The organism is Rhizocola hellebori, assembly GCF_016862955.1.
GTDB classification, from domain to species: Bacteria; Actinomycetota; Actinomycetes; order Mycobacteriales; family Micromonosporaceae; genus Rhizocola; species Rhizocola hellebori.
Window position 1 is genome coordinate 1 of record NZ_BONY01000002.1, and the last position, 23,459, is coordinate 23,459.

The 23,459-nt window shown below is 68.9% G+C and carries 23 protein-coding genes; 10 read left to right on the forward strand and 13 right to left on the reverse strand.

Annotated features, from left to right (window positions below; all coding sequences use genetic code 11):
• Nucleotides 1-197 precede the first annotated feature (197 nt).
• From Rhe02_RS01915 to Rhe02_RS01970, 12 genes are all read right to left on the reverse strand, one after another.
• Nucleotides 198-2,960 (reverse strand): AfsR/SARP family transcriptional regulator, encoded by a 2,763-nt coding sequence (locus Rhe02_RS01915; RefSeq protein WP_203906270.1) that lies wholly within the window; start codon nt 2,958-2,960, stop codon nt 198-200.
• Between the two features lie 578 nt (nt 2,961-3,538).
• On the reverse strand, nt 3,539-5,704 hold the full coding sequence (locus Rhe02_RS01920) for an FtsX-like permease family protein (RefSeq protein ID WP_203906271.1): 2,166 nt from the start codon (nt 5,702-5,704) through the stop codon (nt 3,539-3,541).
• The gene (locus Rhe02_RS01925) at nt 5,701-6,396 is read right to left on the reverse strand and encodes an ABC transporter ATP-binding protein (protein WP_203906272.1); all 696 of its coding nucleotides are present in this window, start codon (nt 6,394-6,396) and stop codon (nt 5,701-5,703) included. The genes Rhe02_RS01920 and Rhe02_RS01925 overlap by 4 nt, the downstream gene beginning before the upstream one ends.
• On the reverse strand, nt 6,393-6,917 hold the full coding sequence (locus Rhe02_RS01930; protein ID WP_203906273.1) for a PadR family transcriptional regulator: 525 nt from the start codon (nt 6,915-6,917) through the stop codon (nt 6,393-6,395). The genes Rhe02_RS01925 and Rhe02_RS01930 overlap by 4 nt, the downstream gene beginning before the upstream one ends.
• 40 nt (nt 6,918-6,957) lie before the next feature.
• Nucleotides 6,958-7,761 (reverse strand): TIGR02569 family protein, encoded by an 804-nt coding sequence (locus Rhe02_RS01935; RefSeq protein ID WP_203906274.1) that lies wholly within the window; start codon nt 7,759-7,761, stop codon nt 6,958-6,960.
• Between the two features lie 59 nt (nt 7,762-7,820).
• Nucleotides 7,821-8,936, reverse strand: a complete 1,116-nt coding sequence (locus tag Rhe02_RS01940; protein WP_203906275.1) for a 5-methyltetrahydropteroyltriglutamate--homocysteine S-methyltransferase — start codon at nt 8,934-8,936, stop codon at nt 7,821-7,823.
• 1 nt (nt 8,937) lies between these two features.
• Nucleotides 8,938-10,095 carry a 4-hydroxybenzoate 3-monooxygenase gene (locus Rhe02_RS01945; protein ID WP_203906276.1) on the reverse strand — a complete coding sequence of 386 codons (1,158 nt, stop codon included), beginning with the start codon at nt 10,093-10,095 and terminating at the stop codon, nt 8,938-8,940.
• A complete protein-coding gene (locus Rhe02_RS01950; RefSeq protein ID WP_203906277.1) occupies nt 10,095-11,531 on the reverse strand; it encodes a benzaldehyde dehydrogenase in 1,437 nt (478 codons plus the stop codon). Before Rhe02_RS01950 ends, Rhe02_RS01945 begins: the two co-directional genes overlap by 1 nt.
• Nucleotides 11,515-12,297: an ABC transporter ATP-binding protein gene (locus Rhe02_RS01955; protein WP_203906278.1), complete on the reverse strand. Its 783-nt coding sequence runs from the start codon at nt 12,295-12,297 to the stop codon at nt 11,515-11,517. The genes Rhe02_RS01950 and Rhe02_RS01955 overlap by 17 nt, the downstream gene beginning before the upstream one ends.
• Entirely contained in the window at nt 12,298-13,071 is a 774-nt protein-coding gene (locus Rhe02_RS01960; protein WP_203906279.1) for an ABC transporter permease, read from the reverse strand.
• Nucleotides 13,068-13,835 carry an ABC transporter permease gene (locus tag Rhe02_RS01965; protein WP_203906486.1) on the reverse strand — a complete coding sequence of 256 codons (768 nt, stop codon included), beginning with the start codon at nt 13,833-13,835 and terminating at the stop codon, nt 13,068-13,070. Before Rhe02_RS01965 ends, Rhe02_RS01960 begins: the two co-directional genes overlap by 4 nt.
• Nucleotides 13,836-13,837: 2 nt before the next feature.
• Nucleotides 13,838-14,797, reverse strand: coding sequence for an ABC transporter substrate-binding protein (locus tag Rhe02_RS01970; protein ID WP_203906280.1), 960 nt, complete (start codon nt 14,795-14,797; stop codon nt 13,838-13,840).
• Between the two features lie 167 nt (nt 14,798-14,964).
• Here Rhe02_RS01970 and Rhe02_RS01975 point away from each other — a divergent pair, with 167 nt between their 5' ends.
• Genes Rhe02_RS01975 through Rhe02_RS02005 form a run of 7 tightly spaced genes read left to right on the forward strand, consistent with a single transcriptional unit; the run spans nt 14,965 to nt 20,002 of the window.
• Complete coding sequence (locus Rhe02_RS01975; protein WP_203906281.1) at nt 14,965-15,768, forward strand: CoA transferase subunit A; 804 nt, start codon at nt 14,965-14,967, stop codon at nt 15,766-15,768.
• The gene (locus Rhe02_RS01980; RefSeq protein ID WP_203906282.1) at nt 15,752-16,507 is read left to right on the forward strand and encodes a CoA-transferase subunit beta; all 756 of its coding nucleotides are present in this window, start codon (nt 15,752-15,754) and stop codon (nt 16,505-16,507) included. The genes Rhe02_RS01975 and Rhe02_RS01980 overlap by 17 nt, the downstream gene beginning before the upstream one ends.
• Nucleotides 16,504-17,166 carry a protocatechuate 3,4-dioxygenase subunit beta gene (gene pcaH / locus Rhe02_RS01985; protein WP_203906283.1) on the forward strand — a complete coding sequence of 221 codons (663 nt, stop codon included), beginning with the start codon at nt 16,504-16,506 and terminating at the stop codon, nt 17,164-17,166. Before Rhe02_RS01980 ends, pcaH begins: the two co-directional genes overlap by 4 nt.
• Nucleotides 17,166-17,627: a peptidase associated/transthyretin-like domain-containing protein gene (locus Rhe02_RS01990; RefSeq protein ID WP_203906284.1), complete on the forward strand. Its 462-nt coding sequence runs from the start codon at nt 17,166-17,168 to the stop codon at nt 17,625-17,627. The genes pcaH and Rhe02_RS01990 overlap by 1 nt, the downstream gene beginning before the upstream one ends.
• Entirely contained in the window at nt 17,602-18,849 is a 1,248-nt protein-coding gene (locus Rhe02_RS01995; RefSeq protein ID WP_203906285.1) for a lyase family protein, read from the forward strand. The genes Rhe02_RS01990 and Rhe02_RS01995 overlap by 26 nt, the downstream gene beginning before the upstream one ends.
• Nucleotides 18,846-19,211 carry a carboxymuconolactone decarboxylase family protein gene (locus Rhe02_RS02000; protein ID WP_203906286.1) on the forward strand — a complete coding sequence of 122 codons (366 nt, stop codon included), beginning with the start codon at nt 18,846-18,848 and terminating at the stop codon, nt 19,209-19,211. The genes Rhe02_RS01995 and Rhe02_RS02000 overlap by 4 nt, the downstream gene beginning before the upstream one ends.
• Nucleotides 19,208-20,002, forward strand: a complete 795-nt coding sequence (locus tag Rhe02_RS02005) for an IclR family transcriptional regulator domain-containing protein (protein WP_203906287.1) — start codon at nt 19,208-19,210, stop codon at nt 20,000-20,002. The genes Rhe02_RS02000 and Rhe02_RS02005 overlap by 4 nt, the downstream gene beginning before the upstream one ends.
• A gap of 221 nt (nt 20,003-20,223) precedes the next feature.
• On the opposite strand, the gene Rhe02_RS02010 is transcribed toward Rhe02_RS02005, so the two are convergent.
• Nucleotides 20,224-20,496, reverse strand: coding sequence for a GlsB/YeaQ/YmgE family stress response membrane protein (locus Rhe02_RS02010; protein WP_203906288.1), 273 nt, complete (start codon nt 20,494-20,496; stop codon nt 20,224-20,226).
• 155 nt (nt 20,497-20,651) lie between these two features.
• Between Rhe02_RS02010 and Rhe02_RS02015 the strand changes: the two genes are divergently transcribed.
• From Rhe02_RS02015 to Rhe02_RS02025, 3 genes are all read left to right on the forward strand, one after another.
• Complete coding sequence (locus Rhe02_RS02015) at nt 20,652-21,524, forward strand: hypothetical protein (protein ID WP_203906289.1); 873 nt, start codon at nt 20,652-20,654, stop codon at nt 21,522-21,524.
• Between the two features lie 49 nt (nt 21,525-21,573).
• On the forward strand, nt 21,574-22,005 hold the full coding sequence (locus Rhe02_RS02020; RefSeq protein WP_203906290.1) for an STAS domain-containing protein: 432 nt from the start codon (nt 21,574-21,576) through the stop codon (nt 22,003-22,005).
• Between the two features lie 514 nt (nt 22,006-22,519).
• A complete protein-coding gene (locus Rhe02_RS02025) occupies nt 22,520-23,419 on the forward strand; it encodes a C40 family peptidase (protein ID WP_203906291.1) in 900 nt (299 codons plus the stop codon).
• Nucleotides 23,420-23,459 lie beyond the last annotated feature (40 nt).

A 23,459-nucleotide genomic window follows, 5' to 3' on the forward strand; every position in this document is an offset into this window, starting at 1 on the left:
ACGGGAGTTCGCGGCGCGCAACCACCACGGACCGGCGCCAAGAAATGCCACACAAACTCACAGCGCGCAACCGAGGAATGCTGCCGGGAGAGGATCGCCGAGTCTGCACCGCGGAAATCTGTGGTGTGGAAGCGGTTGCGGCGCACGCTGAGCGCGAAACGGCTGGGGTGAAAGTCGCGCGGCGGTCGAGGGGCGGGCTAGGCGTGGTTTAGGGAGTCGAGTTGTGCTTGCAGCCGGGCGGCTTCGGCGGGGTCGAGGTCGCGCAGCATTGCCAGGGCGCGGAGCCAGGCTTTGCGGGCGTTGGGCAGGTCGCCGGCGACGACGTGGACCTCGCCTAGGGTCTGCCATGCCTCGGCTTCGTAGGCTTGGTTGGAGTCCGCTTGGTGCAGGGCGACGGCATGTTCGTAACAATCGATCGCTTCGGCGAAGGTGCCTCGCTGGCGGTGTACGTAGCCTAGGCTGTCCCAGGCCAGCGCCTCGCTGGTGCGGTTGCCCGCTACCTGTTGCAGGGCAACGGCTTGGCGGCAGTAGCCGAGCGCTTCCTCGTAGTCGCCGCGCATCGCGTGACACCAGCCTAGGTTGTTGACCGCCCGCGCTTCGCCTACCACGTGTCCGGCCTGGCGGAACAGGTGTAGTGCGTGGCGGGTGTGCTCGATGGTGTCGTCTAGGCGGCCGAGCCGTTCGGTGATGAAGCCGTAGGCTACGTGGCTGTGAGCCTGCGCGGCTGGATCGCCCAGCTCGGTGAACAGCTCCAGGGCTCGGCGGCAGTGTTTTTCAGCGTCGTCGTAGAGGCCTAGGCGGCCGGTGACCCGGGCCAGACTGCGGTGGGCGACGGCCTGGCCGAGCAGGTCTCCGCAGCGCTCGGCGGCGCGCACGGCCACCGTGTCCATCTCGCGCCAGTCCCGGTTGGCGGCACGCGAATCGAAGTAGCTTTCCAATGTCCAGCTCAGCCGGGGGACGTAGGTGTCATGCCCGGTGTCGGCGGCCGATCGGATGACGGCGAGCAGCGTCTGGTACTCGGCGGCGAACCAGGCGAGGCCGGAATCCTTGTCGACGATATCCGCCAGGGTGACGCCCGGCATCGCTTCCGGAAGCTCAAGCCGGTCGCGGGTCGGGTACGAGCTGATTGCCGCCGCGTAGCCACACCGCAGATAGTGATCAAGCATGCGCCTGGTGGCGACATCGCGTTCCGGATCGGGCTCCACGAGCTCGGCCGCGTATTCGTGCACCAGATCGTGCAACCCGTACCGGCCGATGCTGCCCTCGTTGGCGAGGTGAAGGCGTGCCAGCTCGTCGACCAGGGGACGGATCTGCGCCACCGGCTGCCCGGCCAGGCTGGCGATGGCGCTCAGCGAAGCATCCGGGCCCGGGTGCACGCCCAGCAGGCGGAACACCCGGGCCGCGGCGGGCGAGAGCCGTTGATATGACCACGTGAACACCCCGCGCACGCCCGCGTCGCCGACCCCGAACGCGTCGAGCCGGTGGTGGATGGCGCTCAGCCCGTCGGCGAGATGGTCGAGCGGGATGTCCGTGCGCATGGCGGCCTCGGCGGCCACCATGGTCAAGGCCAGCGGCAGCGACGCGCATCGCTCGATGATCTGGTCCACGGCCTCGGGCGCCTGCGCTATCCGGGTCTGGTCGAGGCGCAGGGCCAGCAGAGCGCGGGCCTCGTCCAGCGCCAGCGGCGGCACGGCAAGCGGGAAAGCCCCCGCCGAGGCGATCAGCCCGGTCAGCCTGTCCCGGCTGGTCACGATGGCCATGCAGGCCGGCCCGCTGGGCAACAACGGCAGCACCTGGCCGGTGTCGCAAGCATTGTCGAGCACCACCAGCAGGCGGCGGGTGGCCGTGAGACTGCGGTAGAGCGCGATCTGCGCATCGGCTGCGGCCGGGACATGTTTGGGCGCCAGCCCAAGCCCGTCAAGCAACCGGCGAACGGCCTCCTCGGCCGTCACCGGGGCAGCGGAAGGATCGAAGCCGTGCAGATCAAGGTAGAGCTGGCCGTCCGGGAAGGCTTCGCTGACCCGGTGTGACCAGTGCACGGCAAGCGCGGTCTTGCCCACACCGCCCATTCCCGACACCGCGACCACGGTGGTGAGGCTGGACTGGCCGGCGACCAGCCGGTCGAGGCGCTCAAGCTCGGCCTGACGGCCGGCGAAACCGCGCACATCGAGCGGAAGCTGCCGGGGCACGGCCACCGATCCGTCCGTCGCGGACAGGTCCGGCTCGGTCAGCGACGGATCGTTGCGCAGGATCTTCCCGTGCAGGCGCTGCAGATCGGGCCCGGCCTCTATGCCGAGCTGCTCCACCAGCTGGTCGCGAGTGGACCGGTAGACAGCCAGCGCCTCGGCCTGACGCCCGCAGCGGTACAGCGCGGTCATCACCAGACACACCATGGTTTCCCTGGTCGGATGCTGCTCGACCAGTGTGGTCAGGTCGGTGACCACCTGGCCGTGCCGGCCGGTGGCCAGGTCTGCCAGCGCCTTCTCTTCGACGGCGTGCAGGCGCAGCCCGATCAGGCGGCTGCCCAGCCTTTCCCGAAGATCTTCTTCCACCACGTCGGCCAGCAGCTCGCCGCGCCACAGCGCCAGCGCCTCGCCGAGCTTGGCCGCCCGGCTGACCGGATGCTGGATCGCGGTCGCGGCCGCGACCAGGTCGGTGAACCGGTGCGCGTCGACCCTGTCCCGTGGGGTGTCCAAACGGTATGCGGCGTCCTTGGTCTCCAGCCGCACGCCGAAGGGGGCCAGCCGGGCCCGCAGGCGGGCCGCATGGGTGTGCAGCGCCGCCCGGGCACTGGCCGGGGCGTTCTGCTCCCACAGCAACTGCACGAGCCGGTCGATGAGCACCGGGTTACCGGTTTCGAGCAGCAGCAGACCCAGCAGCCGCCGCTCCTGGCGTCGCCCCAGTTCCACCGGGGTTCCGTCGGCGTAGGCGACCAGCGGGCCCAATACATGAAAGTCCATCGCGGCAGCCAGGATAACCCGTAAGGCCGATCGATATGTGCCCCGTGAAAGCCACCTGCAAGGCCACGCGGAGACGGTGTCCACACTGTCCACTCGCCGTGCCGAGGCGCTTTCGCGAAGGAACCGACGTGAATGTAAACGATCTTCCATTCCAGGGCAGACCAAGCTATGCCGCACGGTCATGGAGCAGCCGGCTGATGGCTGGACTGGCGATGCTGTTGGCCACGCGGACCGGGTCGGTGGTGCTGTCCTCGTCAGCGGCCTGGGCCTATCCGCCGCCTGACCCATACCAGCCGTGAGGTCGGGGTCCAACAAGCAATGGGTGCGCATCGCCGGAAACATCGAGGCCCATCAGGCTGCGGCGCCGTTCACCTCTTTCACCAATCATGCGGGTACCAGTGGTCTGGGCGACCTGGTTTTCATCAAGCTGCGCGGCACGGGCTCGGGCGTTATCGAGCTCTTCGCCGCCGGGGCGGTCTCCGGTTACCAGCAGCTCAGTCGCGTTCGCGCTGGGCGATGCCAACAACGGACGTTCACGCTGACCCGGAAGCTGGCTATACCCATCGGGTATAGCCGGCTCACTCGAACCGGATGCTGTCGTGGCGGGTGGCGATATCCATGAGCGGCAACGCAATCAAGGAAACCGCGAAGGCGGCCAGCACCCCGACGCCGAGACCGGCGAGGAAGCCGCCGGTCGGCCACACCCACTCGCTGGGCGAGACGCTGACATAGGCGGCCACCATGGCGACGCCGACCCCGCCCAGAACCGTTGCCGCCAAAGGAACTCCGGTCTCGAGCAGCACGATGCGGCGCAGCTCGCCGAGGCGCACCCCGGACGCGCGCAGCAACGCGAACGGGCGACGGCGCTCGGTCAGCCCGTTGATCGCCGACACAGTGAGGCTGCACGCCGCGACGAGCAGCACGAAGACCATCACCGGCGGCAGGGCGGCGTCCAAGCCGGACGTGTCCACGGCCTCTCGCGCGGGCAGGTCGTCGTCGGTTTTGCTGCGCGAAGCCGGAATCGTGACCGCGGCGAGGGTCCGCAAGCGCTCCTGTGTGGCCAGGGTGCCGTCGGTGGGTATGAACAGTGTCTGGATGGGAAGCTGGGCGGACTCGGCGTCGGGCTCGGCGAAAGCCCTGGGGCCGAAGATGTAGTCGGCGGCGCTGACCCCGGGATATGGCAGCATGAAAAGGTCTTCCGCCTGTGCGCCTTCGAGGGTGTCCCATCCGCTGGGGTCGGTCGGCAGCGGACAGCGCACCGAGGTCACCCTGGCCAGCTCGGCGCACGCCACCACGACCTTCGCGTTGGGGCCCACCCGCGCCATCACCGCATCGCCGGACATGAGCGCGGCAACCGATTCCGGCGATGCCCCCTGCACGTGTACGGCGACCACTCCGGGATCAAGGGCAGAGGTGACGTCGCGCTGGGTTTGCCGTTCGTGCGCGGCGGACAGGCTCAGCCAGGTGGCCACGTATATGGCCAGGGCCGCACCGCTGACCGCCCGGAAGGTGCTGTAGGGGTCGGCCGCCACCCGCCGCGCCACGATCAGCGACGTGGCGCTGCCGCTCAGCCGCGCCATACCCCGGCTGATCCACATGCACACCCACGATCCGGACAGGAAGAGTCCCACCACAATGGACAGTGCGGCCAGCAGCGAAAGTGGCCCGAGCCGAAGGTCTTCGGCGAGCGCCGGGTTGGCTTGGGCCTTAGTTATCGCCCAGACACCAAGGAGTCCCACGGCCACCGGCAGGAGCCGCCAGGCCGAGGGCGGCCGCCGCCGCGTGCGCCGGCGCACCTGCAGCGGTGTCATCTGCACCGGACGCAGGCTCACCAAGGTGGTGGCCCCGGCCAGCAACGGCACGGCCAGCAGCACCAGCACCAGCTGCCCGGTGGGGACCCGCAGATCCGAAGCGAAGATCGGCATGCCGTGTCCCAGCGTGATATAGCCCGCCGCCAGCGGCCGGACAGCGAGAAACCCCGCCCAGCCCAGCAGAACTCCGGCGATGGCCGCGCCCACGGTCTCCACCGCGGCGAACACCGCTGTCTGCCATCGGGTCGCCCCGGCCAGCCGGAGCGCGGCGAAGCGCACGTCGCGGCGCGCACCGCCGAGCCGGGTGACCATGGCGACGAAAACGGCCACCGGCCCGATGATGAGCGCGGCCAGCATGCCGACGAGGATTCCCAGCAGCTCGATCAGATCGCGCCGCTCGCCCGGCTGCTCGATGCCGCGGATCTCAGTTGCGCCAAGGGTTTGGCGCAACTGCTGTGGGGCCTGCCCCACGATGCCCACCAGCTCGGCCGGGGCGATCAGCCCTTCCGGCCCGATGGTTCCGGCTATCCGCCCCGGGAACCGGTCGCGCAGCTGATCGCTGGGCGTGGCCGCCATCAGCTCGGCAAGCGCGGGCGAGACGAACACCTCGCCCGGGCCGGGCAACCGGCTGATGCCGGGTGGGACAGGCGGGTGCGCCCCGAGCGCGGCGACGTGCACCCGGATGACGTCCTTGCCCGCGTACCGGTCGGTGACGGCCAGCCACAGCGCCGGATCCGGTGCGGTGGCTGGGCTGTTCACATTGGTGCGATGCCAGGCCAGGCGGTCGGTGTGGGTCTGCAGCACCGGCAGGGCGGTCAGCGCGAGCAGCACCAGCAGCACCCCGATCGCGATGCCGATGGCCATCAGCGCCATGCGCACCATGCTCTCCCGGCCGCCCCCGAGCACCATCCGGATCCCCAGCAACAGGTTCATGACGCCCCCAGCACGGTGGCAGGTTGGGCGATCCGGCCGTCGCGGACGGTGACCTGGCGATCGGCGTAGGCGGCGACCCGCGGCTCGTGGGTGACCAGCACGGCCCCGGCCCCCGTGGCCTTGGCCGTGTCGATGAGCAGCTCCATCACTTCGTCGGCGGCCACCGAGTCGAGCGAACCGGTCGGCTCGTCTGCGAATATCACGCTTGGGCCGCAGATCAGGGCGCGGGCGATGGCGGCCCGCTGCATCTGCCCGCCGGAGATCTCGCCCGGCAGCCGCTGCCCGATGTCGCCCAGCCCCAGGCGCTGCAGCCAATCCTGGGCCGCGGCCAGGGCCACCCGCCGCTTCTTTCCGGTGAGCAGCAGCGGCAGGGCGATGTTCTCGACCACGGGCAACTCGGGCACCAACTGTCCAAATTGGAACACAAAGCCGAAAGCCGTTCGCCGCAACTGGCTGCGCTGCCGATCGGGCAACTGGTCGATGCGGCGCCCGGCGAAGGTCACCTCGCCCGAGTCGGGCGTGAGGATGCCCGCCAGGCAGTGCAGCAGCGTGGATTTTCCGGAGCCGCTGGGCCCCATCACCGCAAGCACTTCGCCCGCTGCCAGCGAAAGGTCCACCCCGCGCAGCGCGAGGGTGGGCCCGAAGCTCTTGTGCAACCCGCGGCCGATCAGAAGTGGCGCTTGCTCGTTCATAGCTGTATCTCCGCAGCCAGAGTGTCCAGGCGGCCGGCCGCATGGTCGATCCAGCGCAGATCCGCCTCGATGTGGAAGAGCTGATAGTCGATGAGCAACCCGTCTTGCAGGGAGGCGGTGCGCCTTGCCGTGGTGAGCTCGCGCATCGCCGTCAGGTGGACGCCGCGCTGCGCGTCCAGGTATTCCCCCGCGGACCGGCCCGACAGCAGGGCCAGCATCACCTTCTGAAACAACACCGTCTGGAGCTGAGGTTGCGGCTCCTCCGGCTCGGCCAGCCAGCGCTCCAAGTCCGTCACCCCTTCCGCGGTGATCGAATAGCGTTTGCGGTCGGGCCCCGCGCCCGCCTCCACGCCGACGATGGCGATCAGGCCGTCCCGCTGCAGCTGCGAGAGCGTGCGGTAGACCTGGCCGAAGCGCAACGGCCGGGTGCCACCAAACATGCGGTCGTAGCTCTGCTTGAGGTCGTAGCCATGCCGGTCGGCCTCGTGCAGGAGCCCGAGAAGCGCGTACGAGACGGTCATGTCATCGACTATACGCATCGGGTATACCCGATGGGAAGAGTCAGGCGAGGATCAGGTCCACGACAGGCCGGTAGACGCCGGCGTGTTCCCGTACCGGCAATCCCACGCGGCGACGGCCCTCGCTGGTGGCGATCCGGTACATCAGCGCGCGAACCAGCATCTGGTCCCACTGCGGCCGGTCGCTCAGGCGGTCCACGAGCGTGGCGGGTGCGGCGTGCCAGGTCAGGGCGTCCACCACGGCCACGGCCAGCGCCCACGACACCGGGCGGTAGTAGACCGGCCAGTCGATCACCGTGGGGGCCAGCCGATCGGCGAACATGACGTTGCCCAGCAGGTCGCCGTGGACGGGCTGGGACGCCAGCTGGACCTCCCGGCGCGCCGAAGCCAGCGGCTGCAGCAGTTCGGCCATAGCCTCGCCGCCGCGCAGCGGCAGCTCCTCCCACGCCAGCCGTTCGCCGTAGGTCCACGGATCGTCTCGTTCATCCAAAAACGACGGTCGCGCCATCCCGGCCAGCGCCTCGTGGAAAGCCTCCCCTGCCACCAGAATCTCGTCCCAGCGCCGGGGATCGGGTGCCCCGGGCGTGCGCTGCCAGGCCTGCCAGCCCTGCACCACCCAGCTTCCGTCCGAGGCCCGCACCGGCCGGGCCACCCGAAACCGGGCCGTCGCCACGAGAGCCGACAGCACCTCGGCAACCCAGATCGTCTCCGCTTCCAGCCCGGCGGGTTTGAGCACCACCTCCCCGGAAAGCCAGGTCTGGCCCTGGCCGCCCGGCAGCGGCACCGCTTCCCGATAGGCGCCGAATGCCGCCAGAACCTGCGGTGGTGGAGTCGCGCTAACCGTCATCTCTGCAGCATTGTTGGTACCGCGATGATCCGCTACCGTTTTCCGATGGTCCCCCTGCGCTAGCCCCAGACCTCGGCGGCGGTTTCGACGATGAGGGACAGCTTGGCGACCTGCTGATCGTAGGTGAGCACGTTGCCTTCGACGGTGGAGGAGAAGCCGCACTGTGGGGAGAGGCACAGCTGGTCGAGCGGGATGTACTGGGCCGCCTCGTCGATGCGGCGCTTGAGGTCGTCCTTGGATTCCAGCGCGCCGCTCTTGGTGGTGACCAATCCAAGCACGACCTGTTTTCCTTTGGGTACGAAGCGAAGCGGAGCGAAGTCGCCGGAGCGCTCGTCGTCGTACTCGAGGAAGAAACCGTCGACCGCCAGCTCGGAGAAGAGGGCCTCGGCGACGAAATCGTAGCCGCCCTCGGCCGCCCACGAGGAGCGGAAGTTGCCCCGGCACATGTGGGTGGTGACGTTGAGGGAAGCGGGCCGGTCGGCGATCGCCGCATTGATCTGCTTGATGTAGCGCAGGTGCTGGTGCTCGGCGTCGTCTCCGCGTTCGGCGAGCATGGCGCGCTGGGCGGGGTCGTTGAGGTAGGCCAGCGAGGTGTCGTCGAGCTGCAGGTAGGTGCAGCCGAGCGCGGCGATCCCCTGCACCTGCTGGGCGTAGGCCGCGCTCAGGTCCGCCCAGAACTGCTCCTCGTCGGGGTAGACCGCCGGGTCGATGGCGGCGCGGCCGCCGCGATAGTGGACCATGCTCGGTGACGGGATGGTGAGCTTGGCGGTCACGCCGTCGTCCACTACGGACTTGAGGAAGGCGAAGTCGTCGCCGAAGATGGGCTCGCCCAGGCGCACCGGCCCGGTGACGGCCAGCGCGGCCGAGGTGAACTCCAGCAACCCGTCGGCGTTGCGGAACTGCACGGTGATCCGCCCGTCGGCCTGGTTGATGCCGCCCAGCCGGTAGATGAAGTCCATGTGCCAGGAGGTGCGGCGAAACTCGCCGTCGGTGGCCGATTGCAGCCCGGCCTGGCGCTGCATCGCTACCACGCCCCGGATCGCGTCGTCCTCCACGGCGCGCAGCTGCTCGGCGGAGATGGCGCCCCGGGCTTTTTCCTCGCGGGCGCGCAGCAGGGTTGCCGGGCGCAACAGGCTGCCCACGTGGTCGGCCCGGAACGGCGGCTTGTCTCGCATGTCAGTTTCCTCCATCGAAGGGCAGGCCGACATAGTTCTCGGCGAAGGATGTGGCCGCGGCCGGGGAGCTGGTGAGGTAGCGAAGCTGGGACAGCTGCAGGCGCTCGGTGAACGGGTCGGCCACGCGGTGCAGCATCGAGGTCATCCACCACGAAAAGTGCTGCACCCGCCAGACCCGGCGCAGGCACCGTTCCGAATAACCGTCAAGCCGGTTCTCCACAATGGCTTGCGCGAGCGCGGCGACATCGGCGACGGCGAGGTTGAGGCCTTTGGCCCCGGTCGCGGGGACGATGTGGGCCGCGTCGCCGGCCAGGAACAACCGGCCATATTGCATGGGCTCCACGACGAAGCTGCGGTGGGCTGTGATGCTGCGTTCCACGATCGGGCCGGCGGTCAGCTGCCACGCCGGGTCGTCGCGGGCCAGCCGCACCCGCAGCTGTTCCCAGATGCGCTCGTCGGGCCAATCGGCGAGCTGCTCGTCGGGGGGCACCTGTAAGTACAGGCGGGTCAGGTGCGGGGAACGCATGCTGTGCAAGGCGAAGCCCTCGCGGTGGTACGCGTAGATGAGCTCGTCGGCCGAAGGCGGCGCCTGCGCGAGGATGCCCAGCCACGCGAACGGGTAGAGATGCTCGAAGGCGGTGAGCACACCGTCGGGAATGGACGGTCTGCTCACCCCGTGGAAGCCGTCGCAGCCCGCGATCAGATCGCATTGCAGCTCTTGGGTCTGACCGTCCTGCACGAAGGTGACCCGGGGCCGGTCGGAGGTCAGGTCGTGCAGGGCCACGTCGGAGACCTCGAACAGCAGCGGCCTTCCCGTGTCGAGGCGCGCGGCCACCAGATCCTTGACCAGCTCGTGCTGACCGTAGATGGTGATCTCCCGCCCGGCCAGCTCGGCCAGCGGCACGTGGTGGCCGACGCCGTCGAAGAGCAGCTCCAAACCCTTGTGCACCAGCCGTTCCGCGAGCAGCCGACCGGCCAGGCCGATCTCCTGCAGCAGGTCGACCGTGGCCGGTTCCAGCACGCCAGCACGGATGCGGCGCTCGATGTGTTCTCGGGTCTGCCTTTCCAGTACCACGGAATCAATGCCCTGCAGATGCAGAAGGTGCGCCAGCACCAGCCCGGCCGGGCCGGCGCCGATGATGGCGACCTGGGTGCGCATCAGAACGGGTAGGCCGGGACGTCGCCGCGAACGGTGATCCATCGTTGTTCGGTGAAGGCTTCCAGGTTGGCCGCGCCGCCGAAGCGGGCGCCGGTGCCCGAATCCCCCACCCCACCGAATGGGGCCACCGCCTCGTCGTTGACGGTCTGGTCGTTGATGTGCACGATCCCGGTCGGGATCCGGTCGGCCAGGGCCAGCCCTTTGCTCACGTCACGGGTGAGGATGCCCAGCGACAGGCCATAGCCGGAGTCGGCGGCCAGCTGGGCGGCCTCGTCCAGGCTGGAGAAGCGGGCCACCGGGGCCACCGGGCCGAAGACCTCCTGGGCGTAGGCCGGCATGTCGGGCCGCACGCCGTCGAGCACGGTCGGCCGGTAGAACAGGCCTTCATAGCTGCCCCCGGCGGCCAGCCGCGCCCCGGCATCGACGGTGGAGGTGACCAGGCCGTGCACCTTGTCGCGCTGGGCCTCGTCGATGAGCGGGCCGAGCGCCACGTCGCCGGCGGACGGGTCGCCCACCGGAAGGTTGTTGGCGTGCGCGGAAAGCGCCTCCACATAGGCGTCGGCGACGCTTTCGTGCACGAGGTGACGCCCGGCGGTCATGCAGATCTGGCCCTGGTGCAGGAAGGAGGCCCAAGCTCCGGCGGACACGGCGCGATCGGTGTCGGCGTCGTCGAGGATGACCAGCGCCGAGTTTCCGCCCAGCTCCAGATGCACCCGCTTGAGGTGACGCCCGGCGAGCTCGGCGACGGCACGGCCGGTGGCGGTCGAGCCGGTGAAGGAGATGACCCGGATGCGCGGATCGGTGACCAGCGCCTGGCCCGCGTCGGCCCCGCCGGGCAGCACGTGCAGCAAACCCTCGGGCAACCCGGCGTCGGCGAACACCTTCTCCAGGATGAACCCGCCGCTGATGGAGGTGCGCACATCGGGCTTGAGCACGACCGCGTTGCCCAGCGCCAGCGCGGGCGCCACCGAGCGGCTGGACAGGATCAGCGGCGCGTTGAACGGTGAGATGACCCCCACCACACCGACCGGCACCCGCCTGAGCAGGCTCAGCCGCGGCTGGGCGGTGGGCAGGATCTCGCCGATGGGCCGCGACGCGAGCGCGGCCGCCTCGTAGCACTCCTGACTGGCCACATAGGTGCCGAACCCGGCCATCCCCTGTACCGAACCGGTCTCCCGGATCATCCAGCGTTGCAGCTCCGGCGCGTGTTGCTCGATCAGCGCACCGGCGCGGCGCAGCACCGCGGCCCGCTGCTCGAAGCTGGCCGCCGCCCAGTCACGTTGCGCCGCAACGGCTTTCGCCGCCGCCTGGGCCACATCGTCGGCATCGGCTACTCCGGTGGCCCCCAGCGACTTGCCGGTGGCCGGCTCGGTGATGGTGGTCTGGCCGCCGTGCAGCGGCCTGTTTTCCCAAAGGGTGCTATCGAGATAGGTCATGTGTGCTCCCATGTTCAGCCCGCTGGCTGGGCAGCTTCTTGATGTGGGCATAGATGCGTGCGCGCAACTCGGCGAAGCGCGGGTCTGCGCGCGTGGTGAGCTGGTCGCGCTCGCCGGGCAGGTCGATAACGATGTTTTCGACGACGCGGGTGGGCGCGGACGACAGCACGATGACGCGCTGTCCTAAGTAGACGGACTCATCGATGTCGTGCGTGACGAACAGCAGGGTGACCCCGAGCCGCTGCCACACCGAACGGATCAGGTCCTCCAGGTCGGCGCGGGTCTGCGCGTCGACCGCGGCGAATGGCTCGTCCATGAGCAGAACGCTTGGGCCATAGGCGATCGCGCGGGCGATGGCGACCCGCTGCTGCATGCCGCCGGAGAGCTGCCAGGGGTAGGCGTCGTGGGCGTCGGCGAGCCCCACCGCGGCAAGCGCCTCGTCGACCTGGCGCTGGCGCTGCGCACGCGGCATCTTGGCGGCCTTGAGCGGCAGCTCGACATTCTGGGCCACCCGCAGCCACGGGAACAGGCTGCGGCCGTATTCCTGAAACACCACCGCGATCGGCTCACCGGCTACCCGTACCTGTCCCGAGGTGGGTGGCAGCAGACCGGCGATGCAGCGCAGCAGGGTGGTCTTGCCGCAGCCGGAAGGCCCGACCACGCAAGCGAACTCGCCTCCGCCCACGGTGAAGGTCAGGTCGGCGATGGCCTCGACCCGGCGGCCGTGCCCGTCGTAGACCTTGCGCAGCCCCTGCACCTCAAGCATTTACCACTCCCGCTGACTGGAACGAATCCCGTGATACCAAGCCAGAATGCGGCGCTCGGCGATGGTGAACAGCTGGGCGAGCACAACTCCGATCAGGCCGAGCACCAGCACCCCGCTCCACATCTCCGGAATCTGGAAACCGCGCTGGAACTGCACGATGGTGAAGCCGAGGCCGCTGCTGGCGGCGAACAGCTCACTGATCACCATGAGAATGATGCCGACGGACAGGCCTTGCCTTGCGCCGGTGACGATCTGCGGGCTGGCCGAGCGCAACACCAGGTGACGCCACCTGTTCAGGCCGGTGATCCGGTAGCTGCGGCAGGTGTCGGCGAGCACCTCGTCGACCCCGCGCACCCCTTCGACCGTGTTGAGCAGCACCGGCCAGACGCAGCCGGAGACGATCACGATGACCTTGGTGGTGTTGCCTATCCCGGCGACCAGCATGATGATCGGGACCAGGACGGGTGGCGGGATGGCCCGCAGGAACTCCAGCACCGGCTCGCAAAGCGCTCGCAGCCAACGGTTTGCGCCGATCATCATGCCCAGCGCTATGCCGATCACGAGCGCGATCAGATAGCCGACCGCAAGCCGGGCCACGCTGGGCAGCACATCGACGACCAGCCGCTCGCTGAACCAGGTCTGCTGGAAGGCTGTCACGATGCGCTGAAGCGAAGGACGGTAGAAGTCTGTGCTGCCCGCGCTGAGGAACCACCAGGTGGCGACCAGAACCACGGGCAACCCGAGCAGGGTGACGATCCGTCTGGCGAGGGTCATACCGGCACCTCACCGCGGATGGCGGGATGCCAGGCGAGCACCCGCCGCTCGGCCATGCGGGCGAAAAGGTTGGCGGCCAAGCCAATCAGGCCGGTGACAATGACCAAGGCATACATCTGGGGTACCGCGCCACTGTCCTGCGCGTTGCCGATCTCGCGCCCGAGCCCGGGCGAGCCGATGAGAAGCTCGCCGGTGATGGCGAGGATCAGCGCCACCGACGCGGCCAGCCTGACCCCGGTCACCGCATAGGGAAGCGCGGTCGGCCAGAACAGGTAACGCACCCGCGCCCAGCGGCCGAGCCGGTAGGCGCGGGCGGTGTCGTGGGCCACCGGGTCGACGTCGGCCACGCCGTGCAGCACCTGGACGAGCACCTGCCAGAACGACGCGTAGACCACCAGCACCAGGGTGGAGGTGATGGTGGCGCCGTAGAGCAGGGACACCAGCGGGATCAGCGCCACCGACGGGATAGGCCGCAGGAACTCGATGGTCGAGGCTGTCGCGGCCCGCAGCACCGGCACGGCCCCGATGGCCACCCCCAGCACCACCCCGGCGACCACGGCGATGAGCAGCCCGAGCGCCCAGGTCTTCAGCGTGTCGACGGTCGCCGTCCAGAACCGGGGCTGCTGGACCTGGTCGCCGAGCAAGGACAGGATGCGGCTCAGCGGCGGCGCGTACAGCGGCGATATGAGGCCGAGCCGAGGCAGGGCCTCGCCGAGCGCGGCGAAGATCGCCAGCCCGGCGAGACCCCACAGGGCCCGGCTCATCCTCACGGCAGCAGAGCGTTCAGGTCGGCTGCCTTGGCAAGCAGGCCATCGCCGAGGGCAAGGTCGGCAAGGGTCTGCACCGCTGGGCGGTTGACGTCGGCCGGCCACTTCGGCAGCGTCATCTTGGCGATGACCTCGGGCGCGATCTGGGTGTAGGTGCCGATGATCTGCCGCGCCTCGTCGGGATGGGAGTCGGCATAGGCCAGCGACTCCTTCATCGCCTCGGTGAAGCGCTTCACCAGATCGGGGTTGCCCGACAGCATCTGCTGCGAGGTGAAGTAGGAGGCCACCACCAGATTCGGCGCGACGTCCACATAGGACGAGGCAATCTTGCGGCCGCCCTGAGCCAGCACCGCCTGCTGGAACGGTTCGACGACGAAGACCGCGTCGACCTGGCCGGACTGAAGCTGTGCCGGTTGCTGCGGGAACGGCAGCTCGACAAACTTCACGGACTTGGGATCGCCGCCGGCCTTGCGCACCGACGCCCGGACGCTGGTGTCGACGATGTTCTTCAGCGTGTTGGCGGCGACCGTCTTGCCCGCCAGATCGGCGGCTGTCTTGATTGGACTGTCGGCCTTCACCATCAGCGCGGCGAAGTCGGAGCCGTCGACGCCGGTGGAGTTGTTGCCGTTGCAGACCACCTTGAGCGGCAGGCCATTGCTGCTGGCGATCAGCAGCGAGACCATGTTACTGAAGCCGAACTGATATTGCCCGCTGACCACGGCGGGCACGATGGCCGCCCCGCCGGTGGCCTGGATGAGGTTAAGGTTGATATTGCGTTTAGTGAAGAAGTCTTTTGACTTGCCCAGATAAATCGGTGCTACGTCAAGAATGGCGATGACGCCGACGTTCACCGTGTCAGGCGCGCCAGGTGTCGTGTTAGGGGTATTGGCCGGCGTGTTCGAGCAACCGGCCACTAGCAGGACCGTGGCGAGCGCTAGGGTGGCGATACTTCGTCTCATTCGAGGGCTCCTGTTCGGAGATCGCACGCTCGTTCTCTACGAGAACGTACGACTCGGCACGGGGAGCGTCAACCCATTGACTGCGGTCGGGATGGTTCTCTAATGTGCGTTGAGAGAACGTCCGTTCGCACAGCGCACAAAGCGAAGGCATTCCGGAGGACGTGAACATGGCGGAGCTGGTCGGTCTGGCCGAGGGCATCGCCGCGCTGGTCCACGACGGCGATACGGTCTCGCTCGAGGGCTTTACCCACCTTATCCCGGTAGCGGCCGGGCACGAGATCATCAGACAGCGCCGACGTGACCTGACCTTGGCGAGGATGACGCCCGACATCGTCTACGACCAGATGATCGGCGCGGGCTGCGCCCGGCGGCTCATCTTCGCCTGGGGCGGCAACCCCGGCGTCGGCTCGCTGCACCGGCTGCGCGACGCGGTGGAAAACGACTGGCCGGCCCCGTTGGAGATCGAGGAGCACAGCCACGCCGGCATGGCCAACCGCTATACCGCGGGTGCCAGCGGCCTGCCCTTCGCCGTGCTGCGCGGCTACACCGGCACCGATCTGGTCCGGCACACCTCCAGCCTGGCCACGGTGACCTGCCCGTTCACCGGCGAGGTGCTCACCGCCGTGCCCGCGCTCAACCCCGACGTGGCCGTCATCCACGCCCAGCGCGCCGACCGCAAGGGCAACGTGCAGCTGTGGGGGCTGGCCGGGGTGCAGAAGGAAGCCGTCCTGGCCGCGAAGCGTTGCCTGGTAACAGTGGAAGAGATAGTCGAGGAACTCGACGCGCGTCCCAACGCCGTCGTGCTGCCGTCATGGGTGATCACCGCGGTGGCGGTGGTGCCGGGCGGCGCGAAGCCGTCCTACGCCCAGGGCTATTACGACCGGGACAACCTCTATTACCGGCGATGGGACGCCATCAGCCGCGACCGCGATACCTTCACCGGGTGGCTGGCAGATGAACTGGGAAGCTGAAGAGATCATGACGGTGGCCGCGGCGCGGGCGCTCGCCGGGCGCGTCGCCTGTTTCGTCGGCATCGGTCTGCCCAGCACCGCAGCCAACCTGGCCCGCCGGCTGCACGCGCCGGAGCTGGTGCTCATCTACGAATCCGGGGCCATCGGGGCCAAGCCCAGCAAGCTGCCACTGTCCATCGGCGACGGCGAGCTGGCCGAAACCGCCGATGCCGTGGTGAGCGTGCCCGAGATCTTCAACTACTGGTTGCAGCCGGGACGCATCGACGTCGGCTTCCTGTCCGCCGCTCAGGTCGACCGGTTCGGCAACCTCAACACCACGGTGATCGGCGACGACTATCGGCGGCCCAGCGTGCGGCTGCCCGGGGCCGGTGGCGCCCCCGAGATCGCCGCGTCTTGTCGCGAGGTGATCCTCATCGTGCGGCAGAGCCGGCGCAGCTTCGTGGAGCGGCTCGACTTCGTGACCTCGGTCGGGCACGGCAGCGGGCCCGGCGATCGGGCCCGCCTTGGCCTGCGCGGCAAGGGCCCGGTCATGGTGATCACCGACCTGGGGGTGCTCGAGCCCGATCCGCAGACCTGCGAGCTCACCCTCACCAGCGTGCATCCCGGGGTCGACCCGGAAACCGCCCGCCGCCAGACCGGATGGCCGCTGGCGATAGCGGCGCAAGTCGCGGTGACCCCGCAGCCCACCGCGCAGGAGCTGGAGTTGCTGCGCGACCTGGTGAAAAGGAGTGAGGTATGACGGTGCATCCGCCGCTGCTGTGGCCCGCCTACAAGTCGACCCTGCTGCGCGCGCCGAGCAAGGCCCCGGTTCCGTTGCAGCTCAGCGTTTCCGAGCTGACCGGGCCGACCTTCAGCGATCGTCCGGTGGAGGCGCACGAAAGCGACCTGACGCGGCAGGGAGCGATCGGCGAACGCCTTATCGTGCACGGGGTGCTGCGCGACGACACCGGCCGTCCCATCCCCCACTCGGTCATCGAGGTGTGGCAGACCAACGCGGCCGGCCGCTACGCCAACCGGGCCGACCAGCATCCCGCTCCGCTCGACCCGAACTTCACCGGCGTGGGCCGCTGCGTCACCGACGCGCAGGGCCACTACCGCTTCCAGACCATCCGGCCCGGCGCCTATCCCTGGCGTAACCACGACAACGCGTGGCGTCCCGCGCACATCCACTTCTCGTTGTTCGGGCGGGCGTTCACCCAGCGCCTCATCACCCAGATGTACTTTCCCGGCGACCCGCTCTTCGACCAGGACCCGGTCCTCAACTCGGTGCGCGACCCGGCCGCCCGGCAGCGGCTCATCTCCGCCTTCGACCTGAGCGCCACCGAGCCGGAATGGGCGCTGGCCTACCGTTTCGACATTGTCCTGGGTGGACAGTCGGCAACCCCGATGGAGCCCTGATGACACCATCGCAAACCATCGGCCCGTTCTTCACCCACGCCCTGCCCTACCCTGAAGGCCCGCTGGTGGTCCCGCTTTCTCAACCCCATTCCTTCTGGGTACGGGGAAAAGTCTTCGACGGCGTCAACGCCCCCGTGCCCGACGCGCTGATCGAAAGCTGGCAGGTCACCGACGAGTTCTCCGGATTCGGCCGCTGCCCCACCGACGAGGAGGGCAACTGGGCGCTGCACACCGTGAAGGCGCCCTACCTGGTCCTGTCGGTCTTCGCACGCGGCCTGCTCAACCGGGTGGTGACCCGCATCTACTTCCCCGACCAGGAGCAGCTCAACGCCACCGATCCGGTGCTGGCCACGCTCGACGACACCGCCCGGGCCACCCTGCTGGCCCGCGCCGCCGATGACGGCTACACCTTCGACATCCACCTGCAGGGCGAGCATGAGACCACCTTCTTCGCCCTCTGACCGGCCCGGGCTCTTCGACCAGCTGCAGGCTCGGGGTGCCGTGCGCGACGCGGTCAGCGACGAGGCGTGGCTGCAGGCGCTGCTCGACGCCGAGGCGGCGCTCGCGGCGGTGCAAGCCGATGAGGGCCTGATCCCCCAGGCCCACGCCACCGCGATCGCCCAGCTGTGCCACGCTGAGCAATTCGACATCAGCGACCTCGCCAACGCCGCCGCCGGAATGAGCGACCACGACGCGGATCCAGCAGGCTCGGGTGAGCCCGGCGCGGGCACAGGGGCGGCGGGGAAGCCGGCTGCCGACGCGGGGCCGCCGGGTAATCCGGTGCTGCCGTTGGTGCGGGCGCTGCGGGCGCGGCTGACCGAGGAGGTGGCCGCATCTGTCCACTTTGGAGCGACGAGCCAGGATATCCTTGACACGGCGGGGATGCTGGTGGCCCATCGCGCCCTTGGCGCGCTTCTTGCCGACCTCGACTCGGCGGCCGAAGCGGCTGCCCGGCTGGCCCGCGAGCATCGTGCTACGCCTATGACGGGACGCACGCTGCTCCAGCTGGCCGAGCCGGTGACCTTCGGGATGACCGCGGCGGGATGGCTGGTCGCGCTCGACGAGGCGGCCGCGTGGCTGCGGGAGGTGCGGCGCGCCCGGCTGGCCGTTCAGCTTGGCGGGCCGGTGGGCAGGCTGATCGGGTACCAAGGAAAATATGCTCAGAAATTGGGCCTGGCAACGCCTTTGCTCTCCTGGCACACCAACCGGCTGCGGGTCGCGGAGCTGGCGGCTGCGCTCGGCGGGGCGGCCGGGGTGGTCGGCAAGGTGGCGCGGGACATCACGCTGCTGGCCCAGTCGGAGGTGGCGGAGGTCAGCGAGGCGGCGCCCGGCGCATCGTCGGCCATGGCGCACAAGCGAAATCCGATCGCCGCGATAATGGCTGTCTCCTGCGCGATGCAGGCGCCGGGGCTGGTGGCAACCCTGCTGGCCGCCATGATCCAGGAGCACGGGCGGGCCGCGGGCGCTTGGCATGCCGAGTTTCGCGCCCAACGCGAGCTGCTGACCTCGACCGGGTCGGCGGCGGCGTGGCTGCGCGCCAGCCTCGACGGGCTGCGGGTCCACGACGACGCCATGGCCGCCAACCTGGCGCTGCTGGCGACCTCCGATGTCCAGACAGCGCACACCGCCACGGCCCTGGTGGACCGGGCGCTGCTGGCCCATGAGACCCGGGAGGGGCAATGACATCAGGCGAAAGCACCCGGCGGGCGGTGCTCGGCGATGGCTATGTGGACCGCGCCCAGGCCAACACGACCGAGTTCACCGCGCCGTTTCAGCAATGGGTGACCAGCAGCGCCTGGGAACAGGTGTGGTCGCGACCCGGGCTGGACCTGCGCACCCGAAGTTGCCTTACCCTTGCCTTGCTCACCGCGCTTCGCTGTGAGCACGAGCTGGCGATCCATATCGAAGCGGCGGTCCGGCTGGGGGTGACCCCGACCGAGATCCAGGAGGTTCTGCTGCATGCGGCCGTCTACGCGGGCGCTCCGGCAGGCAACGCCGCCTTCGCCGTGGCGCAGCGCGTTCTGTCCGAGGTGGAGGGCTCATGACGCAGGGCGTGACCAGACCGAACGCCGATTTCGTCCAGTCGCTGGAACGTGGGCTGGCCGTGATCCGCGCGTTCGACGCCAAGCATCCCGAGCTGACCCTCAGCGAGGTCGCCGTCGCGACCGGAGTCACCCGGGCGGCCGCCCGCCGATTCCTGCTGACCCTGGCCGATCTGGGCTACGTGCGCAGCGACGGTCGGCTGTTCTCGCTTACGGCACGGGTGCTCGATCTGGGCTACGCCTATCTTTCCAGCCTGTCGCTGCCCGAGGTCGCCGAGCCGCACCTGGAGGCGCTTGTCAGCGAGGTCAACGAGTCCTCGTCGGTGTCGGTGCTCGACCGCGGCGACGTAGTCTACGTCGCCCGGGTCCCCACCAGCCGCATCATGACGGTGGCGATCAGCGTCGGCACGCGCTTCCCCGCCTACGCCACATCCATGGGCCGGGTGCTGCTGGCGGGCCTGCCCGACGACGAGCTCGACGCGTACGTGGCCCAGGTGAAACTGGAACGGCTCACCTCCCGCACGGTCGGCTCCGCCGCGGCGCTGCGCGCCGAGCTTCTGCGCGTGCGCACCCAGGGCTGGTCGCTGGTCAACCAGGAGCTTGAAGAAGGCCTGCGCGCGCTGGCCGCGCCGATCCGCGACAAGACCGGCAAAGTGGTTGCGGCCGTTAATGTTTCAGCCCACGCCAGCCGGGCCTCATTGGAGTCGATGCGCAAGGAGCTGTTGCCGCCCTTGCTCACCGCCGCCTCCCGCATCGAAGCCGACCTGCGCGCCGCCACCTTCCGCTCGCCCTAGCTCGAGCCGCGCCGCCACCTGCCGCTCGCCCACGCCGAACCGCGCCGCCACCTGCCGCTCGGCCGGGCCGAGCCGCGCCGCCACCTTGTGCCCGCCGTAGCCGATCCGCGCGCCGCCTTCGCCGCTGTCTGCGCGGCCCGCCTTTGCCGCTTCCTGGGAGGCGGGCCGGGGCCGGCCGCCCGAGCGGCCGGCCCCGGATTTCATGGGCGGGAAGCGATGCCTTACACGGGACTGCGGCCCGAGCGGATGCGGCTCACCAGGACGACGCCGACCGCCGCGAGGATGACCTGGAAGAGGATTTCGATCCAGTCGATGCCGTCCGTCACCGCCACACCAACGGCTTGGGCGAGCGCGGTGCCGATCACGGCGGCGACGATGCCGACCACGATGGTGATCCAGATCGGCAGGCTCTGGCGGCCCGGAACGACCAGCCGGCCCAGCGCGCCGATGATGAGGCCGACGATTATCGCGGAGATGAGCCCGGCGACGGTCATGATTGAACTCCTTTGGCGTAGTACGGATCGGGGTTTGGTCCGCGGCAGTTGATGCCCAGCTCCCGGCAGCTCTCAAACAACCGCAGCTCAGCGTGGCGCGGGAGTGTCCGAATCGTTCAAGACGCCGGCCGCGCCCCAGCCCGATACTTGGCCCCATGAACGATCCGTTTGCCGCCGCCGAGCGCTTCATCCGCGCCGAGGCCCGACTGCTGGAACAGCGCGCCTTCGCCACCTGCTTTCACCATGAGCCCGCCGACGGTGTGGTGGAGGCACTTCGTGGTTACCAGAACCGCGATGGCGGCTTCGGCCACGGCCTGGAGCCCGACAAACTCTGCCCGGCAAGCCTCCCCATCGACGTGGAGATCGCCTTGCAGACCCTGGCGATGGTCGGCACCCTGGACGCGCCGATGGTGGGGCGTGCTTGCGACTTCCTGGCCGCCACCGCCGCGCGGGCCGACGCCGGTGGCGCTGTCCCACTTGCCTTTCCGGTCATCGAGGGCTACCCGCGGGCCGAGCACTTCGCGGATTGGACCTACCGGCCCGATGTCTTCCCCACCGCGGGTCTGGCCGGTTTGCTTTACCAGCTCGGCTTTGCGCATCCGTGGCGGGACGAGGCGACGCGCTATTGCTGGTGGGCGCTGGAAAACCAGCCGCTCTCCGACGACGTCCACGCCTTGATGGAAATCCTGGTCTTTCTTGAACATGTCCCCGACCGGGTTCGTGCCGACAAGCACGCCGGCGCGGTAATTGAGCACCTGACCGCCAGGCCGATGTTCCACCTCGATCCCCAGCCGTCGGTCTACGGCCTATCGCCGCTGCACGTCGCGCCCGTCGCCGACTCGCGATGGCGATCGATGTTCAGCCAGGCTCGCCTCGACGCGCACCTCGACCATCTGCTCGAAATCCAGCAACCCGACGGGGGCTGGCCCATCACCTGGGCACCGCCCAGCGCGGCGGCAGCCCTGCGGTGGCGGGGAATCGTCACGCTCAAGGCGATCCTGACCCTGCGCTCGTACCGGCGGCTATAGCTCCGATCGGCTGTCGCGCGCCCAACGCGCGCTGTGATATGCACTTGTCGTGACCGACAGCAGCCCATCGCCTTTCACCTGCAACACGCAAACCCGGGCCGGGGTAACCCTCCTGCGCCTGGCCGGCGAGCTCGATCTGGCTGCGGAGTCAACCATGAACAACGCCGTCGCCGCGGTGGTCGCGGCCCGGCCCACAGCGATCATCGTGGATCTCACTGAGCTGGGTTTCCTCGACTCCACGGGGGTCCGCTGCCTGATCGTGGCCAAACGAGACGCGGAAAAGGCCGGGATCGGCCTGACCGTGCGAGGGGCAAAGGGAATCGTCGAGCAGGTCCTCACCATCACCGGCATCCTGCCCGCCTTCGGCGAAGCGGGGCCCGCTTCGCCACAAGGGCAACCCACCCTCAACGCCGCATCCGGCGGATTCCTCGCCCGTCTAGGCCGCCGCGCCGGATGGCCCCGCCGCAACCCCAGCCCCTAGCACCCACCCTCCCCACTCCCGCGCGCCCGCCCCCTTCCGCGCCCGCTCACTCGGGAGGGGTGTGCTGTGCGCGCACCTTTGCTCTGCACCCATAGGCGCAACTTCATGGTCAATGCGGGTTGTCAAGGTCAATGTGCGTCTATGGGTGCAGAGCAAAGGTGGCTGGCAACAACACCCCACCTGGTCCTTCCACAGCACCTACATCTCTGCGTTAGGAAAGTGAGGCAGAGATGTAGGTGCCGTAGACCTCCTGCCGCCGCCGACTCTCGCTGACCGCTGCGCTGCCCCGCCGCCCACCCCTTTCCGGGGCTTGGGGATGATCTAGCGGTTGCGGGTCGGCGGCGGAGCCGCCGGGGGTGACCATGCACGGAGGTGGCGTTGCCGCACGGGAGTTACGGCGCGCAACCACGCACGGGCCGGCGCAAAGGAAAGCGTGTGACGTGGCGCATTCCATCTGTATGACTGGGTTGTCGCATCTTGGCGTCAGATCCCGGCTACAGAAAGGGAGAACGCCATGTTACTTCTGCGCCGCATCGGCGTCGTGGCAGTCTCGGCCGTCCTGGGTGTTGCATTGGCGGGCCCGGCCGCCCATGCGGACTGGACCTTCTATCGCACCGATCCTCATCTCATCGCCTGCTGGGAGAAGGTTAATGCCTACGGCGGCGTCTATCAGGTGAGCAACGGGCTGCTCAACGGCACGGGCGGCTGGCACTCGGCGCGTGTGCTGGTCAACCGGCCATGGGTCGGCATCACCGCCGACCAGACCTATGTCGCTGCGCCAGGCGAGTGGAAGATCGGAGCGATCGCCAACGTCGCCATCGTGCCGGGCGACGAGTACCTGGTGGACCTCGACGGCGCCCGCGCCGTGGGTATCCCCGCCCACGGCATTCCGTTCTACATGAACCATTGCCAGGTTAGCGAATCGCCGTTGCAGAATATCCGCGAGGCGATCAGCTTCGGACTGGCCCAGCTCGACTCCGTCTACACCGGAGGCTGCGCAGATCCGTGGCGCTTCGGGGTGATCCCGCAACAGAACATGTGGCACAACGGTTCGTGCCTGAACCAGAACAACTACTTCCAGCCGGCCGGGGTGAAGGGCTTCGACTGCTCTGGCCTGATCTTCAAGATGTTCGAGTATGCCGGGGTGTGGTTCCCATGGGCCAGTTCCACGGACATGAAGAACGCCCTGCCACGCATCGACAAGTCTCAGCTCCAGGTCGGCGACCTGCTGATCAAGTATGGGCACGTGGCGATGTACCTGGGCGACGGCAACGGCGACGGCATCCCCTCGATGCTTGAGGCCAGGCCGCGATGGGGCAACCCGGACGGCAGCATGACCGGCGTGATGATCAGCGATGCTCGGGAGTACATCGGCTCTGGCGAGTTCACGGCCCATCGCGTCACCTGGGCCTGACCCAGCGAAGCGGGCCGGCGGGTCAAACGCACATCTTGAC

Coding starts and splice junctions, on each gene's coding strand:
- Rhe02_RS01915 (WP_203906270.1), bottom strand. CDS start 2,960: ATGGACTTTCATGTATTGGGCCCGCTGGTCGCCTACGCCGACGGAACC.
- Rhe02_RS01920 (WP_203906271.1), bottom strand. CDS start 5,704: ATGAACCTGTTGCTGGGGATCCGGATGGTGCTCGGGGGCGGCCGGGAG.
- Rhe02_RS01925 (WP_203906272.1), bottom strand. CDS start 6,396: ATGAACGAGCAAGCGCCACTTCTGATCGGCCGCGGGTTGCACAAGAGC.
- Rhe02_RS01930 (WP_203906273.1), bottom strand. CDS start 6,917: ATGACCGTCTCGTACGCGCTTCTCGGGCTCCTGCACGAGGCCGACCGG.
- Rhe02_RS01935 (WP_203906274.1), bottom strand. CDS start 7,761: ATGACGGTTAGCGCGACTCCACCACCGCAGGTTCTGGCGGCATTCGGC.
- Rhe02_RS01940 (WP_203906275.1), bottom strand. CDS start 8,936: ATGCGAGACAAGCCGCCGTTCCGGGCCGACCACGTGGGCAGCCTGTTG.
- Rhe02_RS01945 (WP_203906276.1), bottom strand. CDS start 10,095: ATGCGCACCCAGGTCGCCATCATCGGCGCCGGCCCGGCCGGGCTGGTG.
- Rhe02_RS01950 (WP_203906277.1), bottom strand. CDS start 11,531: ATGACCTATCTCGATAGCACCCTTTGGGAAAACAGGCCGCTGCACGGC.
- Rhe02_RS01955 (WP_203906278.1), bottom strand. CDS start 12,297: ATGCTTGAGGTGCAGGGGCTGCGCAAGGTCTACGACGGGCACGGCCGC.
- Rhe02_RS01960 (WP_203906279.1), bottom strand. CDS start 13,071: ATGACCCTCGCCAGACGGATCGTCACCCTGCTCGGGTTGCCCGTGGTT.
- Rhe02_RS01965 (WP_203906486.1), bottom strand. CDS start 13,835: ATGAGCCGGGCCCTGTGGGGTCTCGCCGGGCTGGCGATCTTCGCCGCG.
- Rhe02_RS01970 (WP_203906280.1), bottom strand. CDS start 14,797: ATGAGACGAAGTATCGCCACCCTAGCGCTCGCCACGGTCCTGCTAGTG.
- Rhe02_RS01975 (WP_203906281.1), top strand. CDS start 14,965: ATGGCGGAGCTGGTCGGTCTGGCCGAGGGCATCGCCGCGCTGGTCCAC.
- Rhe02_RS01980 (WP_203906282.1), top strand. CDS start 15,752: ATGAACTGGGAAGCTGAAGAGATCATGACGGTGGCCGCGGCGCGGGCG.
- pcaH (WP_203906283.1), top strand. CDS start 16,504: ATGACGGTGCATCCGCCGCTGCTGTGGCCCGCCTACAAGTCGACCCTG.
- Rhe02_RS01990 (WP_203906284.1), top strand. CDS start 17,166: ATGACACCATCGCAAACCATCGGCCCGTTCTTCACCCACGCCCTGCCC.
- Rhe02_RS01995 (WP_203906285.1), top strand. CDS start 17,602: ATGAGACCACCTTCTTCGCCCTCTGACCGGCCCGGGCTCTTCGACCAG.
- Rhe02_RS02000 (WP_203906286.1), top strand. CDS start 18,846: ATGACATCAGGCGAAAGCACCCGGCGGGCGGTGCTCGGCGATGGCTAT.
- Rhe02_RS02005 (WP_203906287.1), top strand. CDS start 19,208: ATGACGCAGGGCGTGACCAGACCGAACGCCGATTTCGTCCAGTCGCTG.
- Rhe02_RS02010 (WP_203906288.1), bottom strand. CDS start 20,496: ATGACCGTCGCCGGGCTCATCTCCGCGATAATCGTCGGCCTCATCATC.
- Rhe02_RS02015 (WP_203906289.1), top strand. CDS start 20,652: ATGAACGATCCGTTTGCCGCCGCCGAGCGCTTCATCCGCGCCGAGGCC.
- Rhe02_RS02025 (WP_203906291.1), top strand. CDS start 22,520: ATGTTACTTCTGCGCCGCATCGGCGTCGTGGCAGTCTCGGCCGTCCTG.